Raw genomic sequence first — 15,416 nt, 5'->3', positions numbered from 1 at the left:
ATTATATTTGTTGAAGACCTCAAATTACAGTGTTTTGAAAAAAGTATTGCCATTATTCTCCTATATTCTTCATCCGATTTTTATATCGATGTATGCCACCTTATTTTATCTGTTTTGTAAAGAAGACCTTTTTTCGAATCAGGAAAAATATTATGTATTGTTTCAAATTCTAATCATTACGATTATAGTTCCTGTTTTGTTTTTCCTGTTGCTTCGTTCTTCAGGGCATGTTAATTCCATAATGGTACAGGAAGCTTCACAGCGTAAAATTCCGCTTATTTTACAGTGTTTTTTATATATTCTGCTGGTAAAAAGAAGTATTGTTATTACACGCTATCCGGAACTTCATTTCTTTTTTCTGGGAGCGCTGTTCAGTACGATTTTAGCCTTGATCTGTCTGCTTTTTAAAATCAAGGCAAGTTTGCACATGTTAGCTATTGGCGGACTAAGTGTTTTTGTAATTTGCTTAAACATCCATTTGCAGATGCATAATCCGTATTGGACTGTTTTACTGATTATGCTAACCGGTATCGTTGCATCATCACGTTTGGAGATGCAGGCTCATACAAATAAGGAATTAATTATAGGCTTGTTAATTGGTGTATTGCCACAAATGTTATTCTCTCCTTTGTGGTTATAGAATGTAGAAGATCAAACCTATATTCATTGTTTTAATGTCCAGTTTTTCTCCTGTAACAGTTTGAACATCTTTAAACAACGGATTTAGACCGTAATAGAAATAGACATTCCAGGTATTGTAACCTGCAGCGATGTAAGCTCCGTATTGCAGTTTATTGACATCCGGATTATTTTTGATTAAAAATGTATTTTCACCATCATCAAAAGTCGATTTATTAAGAAAAACATAGCTTACTTTAACCCCGCCATAAATTCTCCAGAATCTGTAACTTTCGAAAGTTGAGTTTCTCCATCGAAACTCAATCGGAAGATCGACTGAATATTGTCTATACCGATTAGAATCGAAATCGCCATAATTGCTTACACCATAAACTGTCGCTCCGTTTGCATCTTTTGAAATCGTCAAGTTTTCAAAATAATTCTGATAACTTAATCCCAAACCGGCGGCAATAGCAACAGTTCTCGATTTATTGATAGGCATATCACGCAAAAAACCTGTAGAAAGACCCGCAGAAAATTTATTCTGTTTAAGTCCGGACGGAATTTGAGAAAACATATTATAGGTCACAGAAAAGTAAAACTGATCCTCACGATACAACGAATCCATTTTTATATTGGGCAAAATTTCGGGTTTTGCTTCTTCCTGCGAAAAAACAGTATAAAACGATACTAAAAACAAACAGCTAAAAAAGAATCGCATATCGTATTTTGGTTTAAAAGAGTTCTTCAAGTTAACGTTTTAATTGAGTTATTTATTTTAAATACAAATATAGTTCAATTGATATTAGAATTTAGAATTTAGAATTTAGATTGTTAGACTTTCTTAGACTACTTAGATCTTTAGATTGTTAGATAATTAGATTTTACGATTTTGAGACTAACTAAATAATCTTTTAATCTTTTAATCTTTTAATCTTTTAATCTTTTAATCTTTTAATCTTTTAATCTTTTAATCTTTTAATCTTTTAATCTTTTAATCTTTTAATCTTTTAATCTTTTAATCTTAAAATCTAACAATCTAACAATCTAACAATCTAACAAGTCTAAGAAAGTCTAACGATCTAAAGATCTAACAATCTAAATTTTTCATACCTTTGTTTCTTCATGAAGAAAAAACAGCTCATAATAAGTATCTCCTTAGCGCTGACAGTATTGTTCTCGATACTGTTTCAGTCGGTACATAGTTTTGAGCATATTGTAAAACAACTTTCTGAAAAACAGTGTCATCACAATTACAATGACCCAAATGGTGAGATTACGCACCAACATGAAGATTATGACCTTTGTTATGTGTGTCATTTTACTTTTGGAAGCTACCTTGTACCAGAAGAATTTTCATTTCAATTTTATACTTTCACTAAAGAAACTCCCTATTTCTTTAGTATTCCTGAAAAAATATTTTCATTTTCAGAAAACGCTTATTTACTACGGGGCCCACCAATTGTTATAGTTGCCTAATTCCGATTCCATCGGAACAAAAATCAAATCTTTTATTTAATGCCAAAAAACGTTGGGTTTTCCAATCTTGATAGTATCAGGATCGGCAAGCTTTATCGTTGTTTTAGTTTTAATCTAAAAGAGAATTTCAGTTTAACTATAGCATCATTTTAATGAAAAAATTATTATTAGCCCTTATTTTAGGGTGCTCAGGTCTTGTTTCTGCTCAAAATTCTATTTCAGGAACGGTAACCAATTTAGAAAACAAACCTTTAGCCGGAGTTTCTGTATATGCACCTGAATTACACAAAGGCGCCACAACAGATGAGAACGGAAAATATGAGTTCAACAATCTGCCAAACGGAAGTTTACGCATTGCTTTTACATTTGTTGGTTATACCACTCAAAACAAAACGATTTCGAAACTATTAAAACAAAATACTTTAGACATTATTCTTGCTGAATCTGTTTTCGAAATGGATGAGGTTATTGTCTCTACACCTTTCAACAAATTGCAATCGCAAAACGTAATGAAAGTAGAGCATGAAAGCATAAAAACATTACAACAAAAAGGAACTTCGACTTTAATCGAAGGTTTAGCTACGATTCCAGGAGTTTCGCAGATTTCTACCGGAACTTCAATCGGAAAACCGGTTATTCGCGGACTGAGTGGAAATCGTGTTTTGGTTTACTCTCAAGGCGTTCGTATCGAGAACCAGCAATTTGGAGACGAACATGGTTTAGGTTTAAATGATGCCGGAATCGAAAGTGTTGAAGTAATCAAAGGACCTGCTTCTTTACTTTACGGATCAGATGCTTTGGGAGGTGTTTTATACTTTAATCCTGAAAAATTTGCTGATGCGCATACTTTTAAAGCAAACTTTAGTCAAAAATATTTCACTAATACACAAGGAAGTAATTCATCTATTGGATTAAAGACTTCTACTGATAACTGGAAGTTTCTGGCTCGTGGAAGTTTCAACACGCATTCTGATTACAAAATCGCAGATGGGGACCGCGTAACTAACTCACGTTACAACGAAACTGATTTTAAAACCGGAATCGGATACAGCAATTCTAGCTTTTCTAGTGTTTTAAGATACAATTACAATAAATTGGATATCGGAATTCCTGAAGACGGAATCGCGGAACAATCCTCCAGCAAGGATACTCAATTTCCAAGACAGGGAATTTTTAATCATTTATTAAGTTTAAATAATGTTATCTTCTTTGAAAACTCAAAATTAGATGTTGATTTAGGTTACATTGCCAACGACAGAAGCGAATTTGAAGACAGTAATGATGCTTCACTTCGTATGAAACTGAATACGTTTAACTACAATGCGAAATACCATTTCCCTAAACTTGGTAAAATAGAAACTATTGTAGGGGTTCAGGGAATGCACCAAACCAATGCTAATTCTGGTGAAGAATATTTAATTCCGGATGCTAAAACCAATGACTTTGGTGTTTTTGGAACAGCAAACTACGAATGGAACAGCAATGTCTTACAGGCTGGACTGCGTTTTGACAACAGAAACATTACTTCTGAAGCACATGGTCTTGAAGGTGAAGAAGGTTATTTTCAAGCTTTAAACAAATCATTTGACAGTTTTAATGCTTCTTTAGGTTACAAAACTACATTAGCAGAAGCGCTAACCATGCGATTGAATGTAGCAACAGGTTTTAGAGCTCCAAACTTAGCGGAGTTAACATCAAATGGTGTTCACGAAGGAACAAACCGATATGAAATTGGTAATGCTGATTTAAAAACAGAGCAAAACGTTCAGACGGATTTGAACCTGGAATATAAAAATTCTCATTTTGAGTTCTTCATCAATGGTTTTTACAATCACATTAACAATTACATCTACACTTCACCAACAGGAGAAACTCTGGATGAAAATGCTGTTTTCGCTTACATTCAGGATAATGCAAAATTATATGGTGGTGAAGCAGGTTTTCACTTTCACCCACATCCTTTAGATTGGTTGCATTTCGAAACAAGTTTTGAAACCGTTACCGGTAAAAAAGACAACGGTGATTATTTACCTTTAATTCCTGCTAACAATTGGAACAACACGATTAGAACTGAATTTAAAATAAAAAACTGGTTAGAAGCCGGATATGCGTCACTAAACGTTTCGTCTACCTTTAATCAGCCTAACGTAAGCGGTTTTGAAACGGCTTCAAACGGATATACACTATTAAATCTTGGTGTTGGAGGAACTGTTAAACTAGGTAAAACCGCTTTTGATGTAAATCTTAATGGAAATAACTTATTGGACAAAAAATATATAGCACACCTTTCAAGACTAAAAACAGATGGTATTCCGAATATTGGGCGTAACATCGTTTTGGGGGTTAATTTCAACTTATAAAGTTTTATTTCTTAGCTAATACTTAAAAAATCTCGCAAAGACGCGGAGGCGCAAAGTTTAAAAATTTCTTGGCGTTCTTTGCGATTAAAACTTAATCTCTCACAAAAAGTTTTATTTTTGTTACAACAGATAAAAACTAACTATGAAAAAAACATTTTTATTAATGGCACTTACCACTGCAGGAGTTTCGTTTGCACAAATTAAATATCCCGAAACTAAAAAAGGAGAAACGATAGATACTTATTTTGATGCTAAAGTTAGTGATCCGTATCGTTGGCTTGAAGATGATAAATCGGCAGAAACGGGATCTTGGGTAAAAGCAGAGAACGAAGTTACGTATGGTTATTTAAACCAAATTCCTTTTCGCGGTGAACTTAAAAACCGAATGGAAAAGTTATGGAACTATGAAAGAATTAGCCCTCCTTTTACAGAAGGACAATTTACATATTACTCTAAAAATAACGGACTTCAAAATCAATCCGTTGTTTACAGAAAAAACAAAAATGGTAACGACGAAGTTTTCTTAGACCCGAATACTTTTTCTAAAGACGGAACAACTTCTTTAGGAGGATTAAACTTTTCTAAAGACGGAAACAAAGCGGCTTATGCAATTTCTGAAGGCGGAAGCGATTGGAGAAAAGTAATTATCATTGACGCTTTGTCTAAAAAAGTTCTGGAAGATACTTTAGTAGATATTAAATTCAGTGATGTTTCCTGGTTAGGCAATGAAGGTTTTTATTACTCTAGTTACGAAAAACCAAAAGGAAGTGAATTATCTGCAAAAACAGATGAACATAAATTGTACTATCATAAACTGGGAACTGCTCAAAAAGAAGATAAAGTGATTTTTGGTGCCGATCAAAAACGCAGATATGTTGGTGGATATGTTACAGAAGACAACCGTTATTTAGTAATAACAGCGGCTAATTCTACGTACGGAAATGAGCTTTACATAAAAGACTTAACAAAGCCAAACAGTCCAATAATTACTATTGTTGACAATTTAAACAGCGACAATAGCATTATTGAAAATGAAGGTACTAAATTGTTTATCGAAACCGATTTAAACGCACCAAACAAACGTGTCGTTACGGTTGACGTCAGCAATCCAAAACCGGAAAACTGGAAAGATTTCATTAAAGAAACCAAAGATATTTTAACCCCTTCTACCGGTGGTGGATTTTTCTTTGCAAATTATACCAAAGATGCCGTTTCATTTGTACAGCAGTACGATTATAACGGAAAATTAGTTCGCGAAATCAAACTTCCGGCTGTTGGAAGTGCAAGTGGATTTGGAGGAAAGAAAGACGAAAAAACATTGTACTACGGTTTTACAAATTACACGACTCCGGGAACTATTTATGCTTTAGAACCAAAATCCGGTAAATCTGAAGTATACCAAAAACCAAAAGTCGATTTTAAAAGCGAGAATTATGAGTCAAAACAAGTATTTTATACTTCAAAAGACGGAACAAAAATTCCAATGATCATTACGTATAAAAAAGGACTAAAATTAGATGGCAAAAATCCAACAATCCTTTACGGTTATGGAGGATTTAATGTTAGTCTAACACCAAGTTTTAGTGTTGCCAATGCTGTTTGGCTAGAAAACGGCGGTGTTTATGCTGTAGCTAATTTAAGAGGTGGTGGTGAATATGGAAAAAAATGGCATGATGCCGGAACAAAACTGCAAAAGCAAAATGTGTTTAATGACTTTATTGCCGCAGGTGAATATCTAATCGCTCAAAAATATACTTCATCTGATTTCTTAGCTATTCGCGGAGGCTCTAACGGAGGTTTATTAGTAGGTGCAACCATGACACAACGTCCCGACTTAATGAAGGTGGCACTTCCTGCTGTTGGTGTAATGGATATGTTGCGTTACCACACCTTTACTGCAGGTGCAGGTTGGGCTTATGATTACGGAACTGCTCAGGACAGCAAAGAAATGTTCGAATACCTAAAAGGATATTCTCCTGTACAAAACGTAAAAAAGGGTGTTCAATATCCTGCAACAATGGTAACAACGGGAGATCATGACGATCGTGTTGTTCCGGCGCACAGTTTTAAATTTGCTGCTGAATTACAAGAAAAACAAACAGGAAACAATCCGGTTTTAATTCGTATTGATGTAAAAGCAGGTCACGGAGCAGGAAAATCTGTTGCTGCAACCATTCAGGAAAATGTAGACATTCAGGCGTTCACGCTTTACAATATGGGTTTTAAAGCTTTGCCTAAAAAGTAAAGCTCCAAACTTTTAAATTTAGCCACAAATTCACGAATTATCTTTTGTGAATTTGTGGCTTTATTTTTGGCATTTTACTAACTGTAAAACTGTCACGAATTCACGAATCTTACTTTTTAATATTCTTTATCATTTTATTTAAAATTAATTCGTGAATTCGTGGTGATTAATCCAAAAATCAAGTAATGAAAATTCAGAAAATCGTGACTGACTTTTTCAAACAATGCTTAAATTTGAAATAACTAAAAAACCAAAAGAATGAAAATTGTAAAATGGGGAATTATAGGTTGTGGTAACGTAACCGAAGTTAAAAGCGGACCTGCATTTCAGAAAACACCAAACTCGGCTTTAGTTGCAGTAATGCGAAGAGATGCTGCGCTTGCCGAAGATTATGCCAAACGCCATAATGTTCCTAAATGGTACTCGAATGCACAAGATTTAATCGATGATCCTGAAGTCGATGCCGTTTATATTGCTACACCACCATCATCTCATAAAGAATACACGATTTTATGCGCCAAAGCCGGAAAACCGGTTTATGTAGAAAAACCAATGGCACTAAATTTTGAAGAATGCAACGAAATGATCAATGCCTGCAAAGAACACAATGTCCCTCTTTTTGTGGCTTATTACAGAAGAAGTTTGCCAAGATTCTTAAAAATAAAGGAGCTAATTGATCAAAATAAAATAGGAACCATCAGACATGTAAACTGTGTTCTATACCATCCGTTTGAGGCGCGTTACGACGATGAAATCAACTTACCCTGGACGGTTTTACCACACATTTCAGGTGGCGGAATTTTTGTTGACCTTGCCTGTCACACTCTGGATTTTCTAGACTTCGCATTAGGACCAATTAAATCTGTTCGTGGTCATGCAAGTTCTCAGCTTCAAGCATATCCTGCTGAAGATAGCGTTTCTATGTCGTTTTTATTCGAAAACGGAATTCACGGAACAGGTTTGTGGAATTTTACCAGCTTTGAGCGTTACGACAATACAGAAATTGTGGGTGACAAAGGAAAAATATCTTTCTCTACTTTTGGTAATGATCCCATTCATATTCAATATGCGAATGGTGAAAAAGAAAGTATTACAATCGAAAATCCGTTACACATTCAACAGCCTTTTATAGAAACCGTTGTTGCCGAACTTTTGGGCAATGAAGGTTTTGCTCCTTCCAAGGGAATTTCGGGCGCAAGAACAACCTGGGTAATCGATGAAGTATTAAAGGAGTTTAGAAATAAATAATTGCTTTTTATAGGAGCTTATTCCTGCTGTCCTTCCAAATCTTTTATGCCGAACCCCGGCACAAAAGGATTTTCCCTCCCATCAGGGCTAGGATATTCGTTTTTAAAATAACAAAAAAGAGGATAATCATTATGACTATCCTCTTTTTTGTTATTCTATAATTTTAAAAATTACAAGCTGTATTTAAGACCTAAAGTTAACCCTAAGCCAGAAATTCCAACGTAAGAACTCAATTCATCTAATGGTTTTGATGAATCAACTCCATTTGGATTAGTTAAAGCATTATTAGAAGTTGCATCTATACGATCCTGATAATTTGTATGTTTCTGAGCTGTAGTTCTAGTTGCTAAAGCATCTTGTCCATTAACTGTAAAATCAGTTGTTTCTTTTGTTTTACCATGAACAGTAAAGTTACGGTACTCTAATTCAGCAAAAGCTGAAATATGTTTTCCTAATTTATAAGAAGTACCTAATGCTGCTGTGAAACCTAATGTTGGATTTGGTTTTACTTTATCAACACTACGAACTTCTCCAAAAACAGGTGCTCCTGTACCTGGATTAACTCCAACTGGTGCAGTTGCATTTGTAGTAATTTCTAAATCTCCATGAACTGGTACTAAAATCCCAACTTTTGTATAAGGCTCAAAACCATGAGATTCTCCTAAAAACATTACGATTGCAGGAGCCACATCAAAAGCAGTTATTTGTCCTTCAGATTTAAAATTATAGATTCCAGTTGTTGCTGAAGTTGGGATATATGGTCTGTCAGATTGTGTTTGAGCCATTGTTTTAGTGTTACTTGTATAGTAATTAATTCCTAATTCAACTCCTAAACGAACAGAAAAACGGTAACCCGCTGTGATACCTGTTCTGAAACCTTGTCCAAAAGAACCTGTAACACTTTTTTCAGAAACCAAAGCTCCTCCTACATACGTTCTATCTAATGCTGCATTTCCTCCTACTGTTGGAAATTCTGTTGAGGCAGTTTGGTTAAAATACGAACCACCTAATTTAAAATACCATGATTCTGGTTTATCTGCACTTTCTGTTTGCGCCATCGTTACCATCGAGCAAACTAACATTCCTAATAAAAATAGGTTCTTTTTCATAATAGTCATTTAATTAATTAGTACAAACTTAAAATATTTTAACATAATCTTACAGCTTACAATATTACAAAACGCACGAAATCGTTGTAATTTTAGCCATAATTACTAAAAATTTGCTATGCATGCATAATTTTAACGTAAAAAAAATATATTCTTTTAAAATTTAACTGTTAAATTTTAATTCAGCTTGAAATTTATCTGCATTTTCTCCAATTCCTGTAATAATTCTGCTGAAATCTTTATCTTTAATCGACGGCTTGGCATCGAGAGTTTGGTTACTACCTTAATCTCTTCAACCTCCGTTACTTCTTGTATTTTAGTTTCTGCTAATGCAGCATCTTCATTTTCTGCTTCATCCTCAAAAACAGCATCTTCTGTCTCAGAAAAATCATTTCGGGTTTCGACCTCAACCAATTTCTTTATTTTCTCTAATTCCATGATTTCAAAAGTCACAGAATTATCTCCTTTATTTTCATTAAATAAGGTACTCAGCCTATGAATAAAATCTGTTTGAAGATCCTTAATGTTCAATAATAAAATCAATTTTTTAGCGAAAGCTTCTAAAATATCCTGCAATTGTCTCACTTCCACAAACTGCATTCTCGGATCAGACTTCTTGCCTGTATCATGATTTACCCAGCCATCTTTGATTAAAATCTTCAAAAAGGCAAAATTATTCTGAATCAGGAAATGGCGGAATTTTAAATATTCTTCACCAAAAATCTTGAACTCAAAACTTTCATCATAGCCTTCTAAGTTAAATGCTGCCCAGCCCTTTCCATTTTTTGCTACACGATGCTGCACGTTATTAATAATTCCGGCAAAAGTTAGATTCTTACCCACATACAAATCCATACTTTTTAAAGCCTCTAATCGGGCGTTGCAGAAGTATTTCATTTCAAATCTAAAATCATCGAGAGGATGTCCTGAAATGTAAATTCCAACCACCTCTTTTTCCTTTGCCAGCTTTTCCATCGTGCTCCAGTCCTCGCAAGGCGGTACAACAGGCTCCGCTATTTGTACTTCGCTGGTTTCACCAAATAAACTTACCTGCGATGAGTTTTCGTTTTCCTGAAACTTAGAACCGTAACGTATTGCTTTTTCATAAAACGTAATACCGTCACCATCATCATGAAAATATTGTGCTCGTGTTGTTCCTTCAAAAGAATCAAAACCACCGGCAAGCACTAAATTTTCTATTGCTTTTTTATTGGCAGCACGCAGATCAATTCGCTTTGCCAAATCAAAAATCGATTTATATCTTCCGTCTTTTCTGTTCTCTACAATGGTTTCTACAGCTCCGGATCCCACACCTTTGATCGCTCCCATTCCAAAACGAACAGCATAATCATCGTTTACCGTAAATTTATAATATGATTCATTTACATCCGGTCCAAGAACCTGTAATCCCATACGTTTGCATTCTTCCATAAAAAAGGAAACCTGCTTGATATCATTCATATTATTAGAAAGTACCGCTGCCATATACTCTGCAGGGTAATGCGCTTTTAAATAAGCCGTCTGATACGCGATCCAGGCATAACAAGTCGAGTGCGATTTGTTGAAGGCATAACTCGCAAAGGCCTCCCAGTCTTTCCAGATTTTTTCCAGAATTTTTGCATCATGTCCTTTTTGCGAGGCTTGTTCAACAAACTTTGGTTTCATCTTATCCAAAACGTCTTTTTGCTTCTTACCCATCGCTTTACGCAAGACGTCGGCTTCACCTTTTGTAAATCCTGCTAGAGACTGAGACAAAAGCATTACCTGCTCCTGATACACCGTAATTCCGTATGTTTCTGACAAGTATTCTGCACAGGCATCTAAATCGTATTTGATTTCCTCGTCACCATTTTTTCTTCGGACGAAAGACGGGATATACTCCAAAGGTCCCGGACGATACAGGGCGTTCATCGCAATTAAATCCCCAAAAACCGTTGGTTTTAGGTCTTTCATGTATTTCTGCATTCCAGGTGACTCATATTGGAAGATTCCAACTGTTTCACCTCTTTGGAAAAGCGCATATGTTTCTTCATCATCAATAGGAAAAACATCGGGATTCAGGTCTATTCCTGTTCTGTATTTTACCAGTTTAACGGTATCTTTTATAAGGGTAAGGGTCTTAAGACCCAAGAAGTCCATTTTCAGCAATCCGGCACTTTCTGCAACCGAGTTGTCAAACTGCGTTACATACAAATCAGAATCTTTTGCTGTTGTAACGGGAACGAAATTCGTAATATCCGATGGCGTAATGATTACACCACAGGCGTGAATTCCCGTATTACGCATTGATCCTTCAAGTATCTTAGCCTGCTGAATCGTCTCTCCTGCCAAATCACCTTCATTCGCAATAGCGATCAGTTCTTTTACATTGTCAAATTCATCAGATCGAAGTGCTTTTTTAACGTCTTCTTCACTTTCAGAAATAAAACGCGCCAAATTCCATTTAGACGGCATCATTCCCGGAATCAGTTTCGCGATTCTATCTGCTTCAAAAAGAGGCAAATCAAGTACACGAGCTGTATCACGAATAGCCGATTTGGTTGCCATTTTACCATAGGTAATAATTTGTGCAACCTGATTCTTTCCGTATTTATTAATTACGTATTCCATTACACGACCACGACCCTCATCATCAAAGTCGATATCAATATCGGGCATGGATACACGGTCAGGATTTAGGAAACGCTCAAAAAGTAAGTCGTATTTAATAGGGTCAATGTTCGTAATTCCTAAACAGTACGCTACCGCTGATCCAGCAGCAGAACCACGCCCGGGACCTACCGAAACATCCATATTTCTGGCCTCGGCGATGAAATCCTGAACGATCAGGAAATAACCCGGATATCCGGAATTCGAAATCGTAAGCAACTCAAAATCCAAACGTTCCTGAATAGAGTCTGTAATTTCTTCATATCTTTTTTTAGCTCCTACCATGGTAAGATGCCTCAAATAAGCATTTTCACCTCGAACACCACCATCTGCTTCATCCTCTGCAACCACAAATTCCTGTGGAATATCAAACTTAGGAAGCAGTACATCGCGATAAAGTGAATATCCTTCGACCTTATCAACGATTTCCTGAATATTAATGATCGCTTCAGGTAAATCAGCAAAGAGCTTTTTCATCTCTTCTTCTGACTTGAAATAGTATTCCTGATTTGGTAATCCGTAACGATAACCACGACCACGACCAATTGGTGTTGCCTGCTTTTCACCGTCTTTTACACAAAGTAAAATGTCGTGCGCATTGGCATCTTGTTTATTTAAATAATACGTATTGTTGGTAGCAATAAGTTTTACGTTATGCTTTTGTGCAAAGTCAATCAGGGTTTTATTAACGCGGTTTTCATCTTCCTGATTATGGCGCATCAATTCCAGATAAAAATCATCTCCAAATTGTTCTTTCCACCAGATCAAAGCTTCTTCGGCTTGGTTTTCACCAATGTTCAGAATTTTACTCGGAATCTCTCCGTATAAATTTCCAGACAAAACCATTATATCTTCCTTGTATTTTTCAATAATCGCTCTGTCAATTCTTGGGACATAATAAAACCCTTCTGTAAAAGCAATTGAAGACATTTTGGCTAAATTGTGATAGCCTTTTTTATTTTTGGCTAATAACACTATCTGATTTCCATTGTCCTTTTTACTTTTGTCCAAATGGTTCTCGCAAACATTAAATTCACAACCCACGATTGGTTTTACTTCTGTTTCTGTTGGTTCTTCTCCAGCTTCAACCAATGCTTTGTTTTTTCCGGATGCGGCTTTATTATGATTCATAACGGCGCTCACAAAATGGAAAGCTCCCATCATGTTTCCGGTATCGGTCATGGCAACTGCCGGCATTTTATTTTTGGCTGCTGCCGCAACAATATTTCCAATTCCAATAGTAGATTGAAGAACTGAAAACTGTGTATGATTGTGTAAGTGAGAATATTTTGCTGCTTTAAAATCAGCTTTAGCAGCTTCTGAAACAACATTCTGCGTATCATCAGATTGCAGTGCTTTCAGCTGTTCTCTGATTTTATCAGAAGCTGCTTTTAAATTGATGTGTTTTAAACCAATTAAAGGAAATTCCTGTGGATTTCTTGCCTGAAATTCTTTAAAATAATCTTTAGGAACATCAAGTTCTTCTTTGGTAAAAACTTCTCTTCTGATTAACTCTAAAAAACAACGCGTTGTTGCCTCAACGTCGGCAGTTGCGTTGTGGGCCTCTGCAAAAGGCTTATTAAAAAGATAACTGTGTAATTCTGTTAATGTAGGCAGTTTGAACTTTCCTCCACGTCCTCCTGGCAATTGCAATAACGAAGCTGTAACCTCCGTACAAGTATCCAAAACCGGCATAGTACTCATAGGAGAATCTACACCCATTCTGTGAAATTCAGCTCCCATAATATTAACGTCGAAACCTAAGTTCTGACCTACAATAAATTTGGTCTTGCTCAACGCAATGTTGAATTTCTCTAAAACTTCGGCAAGCGAAATTCCATCGGCTTCAGCCAATTCTGTAGAAATTCCGTGAATACGCTCCGCATCATACGGAATATTAAAACCTTCGGGCTTAACCAAATAATCCTGATGCTCGATCAATTGTCCCATTTCATCATGAAGCTGCCATGCGATCTGTATACAGCGAGGCCAGTTATCAGAATCGGTTATTGGAGCATCCCAGCGTTTTGGTAATCCGGTAGTTTCGGTATCGAATATTAAATACATACGTTTTTAAAGACTAAATTATAATTCCAAATCACATCTATTATAACACACTAAATACTTGATTTATTGCGCCATACAAAATTGCGACCTGTAAAATAGAGGAAGTTCAAATTTACGCTTTTTTTCGGCTTGAAAAAATAAAGAATTATTAATATTCGAGTTCTAAAAAATGTTTTCTTTTCTTATAAATAAAGATATCTTTACCCCGTTAAATCAAAATCAAAAACAAACTATTTTTATGAAAAAAATTTACTTTTTTGCATTTATTTTATTAAATGCTTTAAGTTCTTGCAGCAGTGATTCTCCCGGAGAAGAAAAAAATAACTTAGTTGCGGCATTTACTTTATCAGCAACCAAAGTTAACATAGGAGATGACATTAAAGTAACAAACAATTCTACATCTGATAAAGAAATAGTTTCTTATAGTTTTAGTTTTGGTGATGAAACTGTCTCTACAGAAAAAGAACCTACTTTTTATTATTCACGTGCCGGTATATATACCGTTAGACTGGTTATTAAAGATGCAAACGGAACTGTCGCTACTAGCTTTATTAGTGTAACTGTAAGCGAAGAAAACACTTTTCTTCTTAAAAATCCGCTTCCCGAAGGTTCAACTGTTTATCCTATCGAAATAGGAATACATGGCGATAAAATATTTTATACCGAAGCTTATAGTTCTGTAAAACCATCTACTAACAGTTATTACAGACACGTAGAATATGATGCTGCAACTAAAACTTTTGATACTAAAATTATTAGCGAAAAAGTTGTTAACTCTGGTCACGCACAAACTACATATTTGAACAACGGAAACATACTTGTAAACATAATTCAATCTATGTCTTATTATATAGGATCATCAGAATCAGAATTTAGTGCCGATTGGAATAGTATTCAGTCTAATTCTACGAGCGGTACTATTCATGGTTCTCTTAAAAACAATGACCAATATTATTTTTATGGATCTTACAGTAAGAATCCTGCAATTGAAATAAGAAACAATGAAGGTAAATTTGTAAGTAGAAAAACATATGAAAGCATTATCCAAAACGGATTTATTGGAAATCTTATTAAAACAGGAAATACATACGTTGCCTTTGGAGGAAAATACGAAACATCAACAACAAGTGAATTTACAAACTACAGACCATTGGTGTTATTTCTTAATGAAAATCTTGAAATAACAAGTCAAAAAACATTTGACAAGAGTACCATAAAAGATATGCAAGCTGAACAGGATTGGAATTCCTTTAATGGTTCTTTTAAAGTAATAAAATTGACTAATGGAAACTTAGCATTATACAGCCATAATGAGTTAAGAGTTACAACAGCAGAAGGAGAAGAATTAAAATTAATTAAAATGCCAACTAGCAGCGCAGGCACAGGTGTACAAAGTATAATTGAAACTGAAAATGGTTTTATTGCATCTGGTTTCCAAAAACTAGAGAAATACGACAATAGTGGAAATGTAGTAAAATCCATTTCATATGCAGGTTCATATAATGGAGGCTTTGTGAAAAAAGGCGATCTGTATTATTTTGTGATTGCAATCGATTCAAGTTATGAAAATTATTCAATTCGTGAAGTCAGACTTGGAGCAGTAGATGCTAACCTAACTTTCAAAAAAATCTAACTTAAATT

At 35.2% G+C, this 15,416-nt stretch carries 9 protein-coding genes; 6 read left to right on the top strand and 3 right to left on the bottom strand.

Annotation, left to right across the window (positions count from 1 at the left end; translation table 11 throughout):
* Nucleotides 1-34 precede the first annotated feature (34 nt).
* Nucleotides 35-640 (top strand): hypothetical protein, encoded by a 606-nt coding sequence (locus B0A66_RS08290; RefSeq protein WP_244283413.1) that lies wholly within the window; start codon nucleotides 35-37, stop codon nucleotides 638-640.
* Here the strand turns inward: B0A66_RS08290 and B0A66_RS08285 are convergent.
* Nucleotides 635-1,369, bottom strand: a complete 735-nt coding sequence (locus B0A66_RS08285; protein ID WP_244283412.1) for a porin family protein — start codon at nucleotides 1,367-1,369, stop codon at nucleotides 635-637. The two genes, B0A66_RS08290 and B0A66_RS08285, sit on opposite strands and share 6 nt — an antisense overlap.
* Before the next feature lie 374 nt (nucleotides 1,370-1,743).
* Here B0A66_RS08285 and B0A66_RS08280 point away from each other — a divergent pair, with 374 nt between their 5' ends.
* The 4 genes from B0A66_RS08280 (at nucleotide 1,744) to B0A66_RS08265 (ending at nucleotide 7,950) form a co-directional block, all read left to right on the top strand.
* Nucleotides 1,744-2,097, top strand: coding sequence for a hypothetical protein (locus B0A66_RS08280; RefSeq protein ID WP_089049391.1), 354 nt, complete (start codon nucleotides 1,744-1,746; stop codon nucleotides 2,095-2,097).
* A gap of 152 nt (nucleotides 2,098-2,249) precedes the next feature.
* Nucleotides 2,250-4,457, top strand: a complete 2,208-nt coding sequence (locus B0A66_RS08275) for a TonB-dependent receptor (RefSeq protein WP_089049390.1) — start codon at nucleotides 2,250-2,252, stop codon at nucleotides 4,455-4,457.
* Nucleotides 4,458-4,599: 142 nt separating this feature from the next.
* A complete protein-coding gene (locus B0A66_RS08270; protein WP_089049389.1) occupies nucleotides 4,600-6,702 on the top strand; it encodes a prolyl oligopeptidase family serine peptidase in 2,103 nt (700 codons plus the stop codon).
* 258 nt (nucleotides 6,703-6,960) lie between these two features.
* The gene (locus tag B0A66_RS08265; protein ID WP_089049388.1) at nucleotides 6,961-7,950 is read left to right on the top strand and encodes a Gfo/Idh/MocA family protein; all 990 of its coding nucleotides are present in this window, start codon (nucleotides 6,961-6,963) and stop codon (nucleotides 7,948-7,950) included.
* Nucleotides 7,951-8,120: 170 nt separating this feature from the next.
* Here the strand turns inward: B0A66_RS08265 and B0A66_RS08260 are convergent, their stop codons facing one another.
* Nucleotides 8,121-9,059: an outer membrane beta-barrel protein gene (locus B0A66_RS08260; RefSeq protein ID WP_089049387.1), complete on the bottom strand. Its 939-nt coding sequence runs from the start codon at nucleotides 9,057-9,059 to the stop codon at nucleotides 8,121-8,123.
* A 177-nt stretch (nucleotides 9,060-9,236) separates the two neighbouring features.
* The gene (dnaE, locus tag B0A66_RS08255) at nucleotides 9,237-13,775 is read right to left on the bottom strand and encodes a DNA polymerase III subunit alpha (RefSeq protein ID WP_089049386.1); all 4,539 of its coding nucleotides are present in this window, start codon (nucleotides 13,773-13,775) and stop codon (nucleotides 9,237-9,239) included.
* A 238-nt stretch (nucleotides 13,776-14,013) separates the two neighbouring features.
* Between dnaE and B0A66_RS08250 the strand changes: the two genes are divergently transcribed.
* Nucleotides 14,014-15,408 carry a PKD domain-containing protein gene (locus B0A66_RS08250; protein WP_165766593.1) on the top strand — a complete coding sequence of 465 codons (1,395 nt, stop codon included), beginning with the start codon at nucleotides 14,014-14,016 and terminating at the stop codon, nucleotides 15,406-15,408.
* Nucleotides 15,409-15,416 lie beyond the last annotated feature (8 nt).

Origin of the sequence: Flavobacterium hercynium, from assembly GCF_002217285.1 — a bacterium.
GTDB classification, from domain to species: domain Bacteria; phylum Bacteroidota; class Bacteroidia; order Flavobacteriales; family Flavobacteriaceae; genus Flavobacterium; species Flavobacterium hercynium.
The sequence above is the reverse complement of the archived record's forward strand: the minus strand, read 5'-3'. Positions and strand labels throughout refer to the sequence as shown.

Bases quoted from the DNA above. Each gene is read 5' to 3' on its own strand.
- B0A66_RS08250 (WP_165766593.1), top strand. From the start codon at position 14,014: ATGAAAAAAATTTACTTTTTTGCATTTATTTTATTAAATGCTTTAAGT.
- B0A66_RS08275 (WP_089049390.1), top strand. From the start codon at position 2,250: ATGAAAAAATTATTATTAGCCCTTATTTTAGGGTGCTCAGGTCTTGTT.
- B0A66_RS08265 (WP_089049388.1), top strand. From the start codon at position 6,961: ATGAAAATTGTAAAATGGGGAATTATAGGTTGTGGTAACGTAACCGAA.
- B0A66_RS08270 (WP_089049389.1), top strand. From the start codon at position 4,600: ATGAAAAAAACATTTTTATTAATGGCACTTACCACTGCAGGAGTTTCG.
- B0A66_RS08260 (WP_089049387.1), bottom strand. From the start codon at position 9,059: ATGAAAAAGAACCTATTTTTATTAGGAATGTTAGTTTGCTCGATGGTA.
- B0A66_RS08280 (WP_089049391.1), top strand. From the start codon at position 1,744: ATGAAGAAAAAACAGCTCATAATAAGTATCTCCTTAGCGCTGACAGTA.
- dnaE (WP_089049386.1), bottom strand. From the start codon at position 13,775: ATGTATTTAATATTCGATACCGAAACTACCGGATTACCAAAACGCTGG.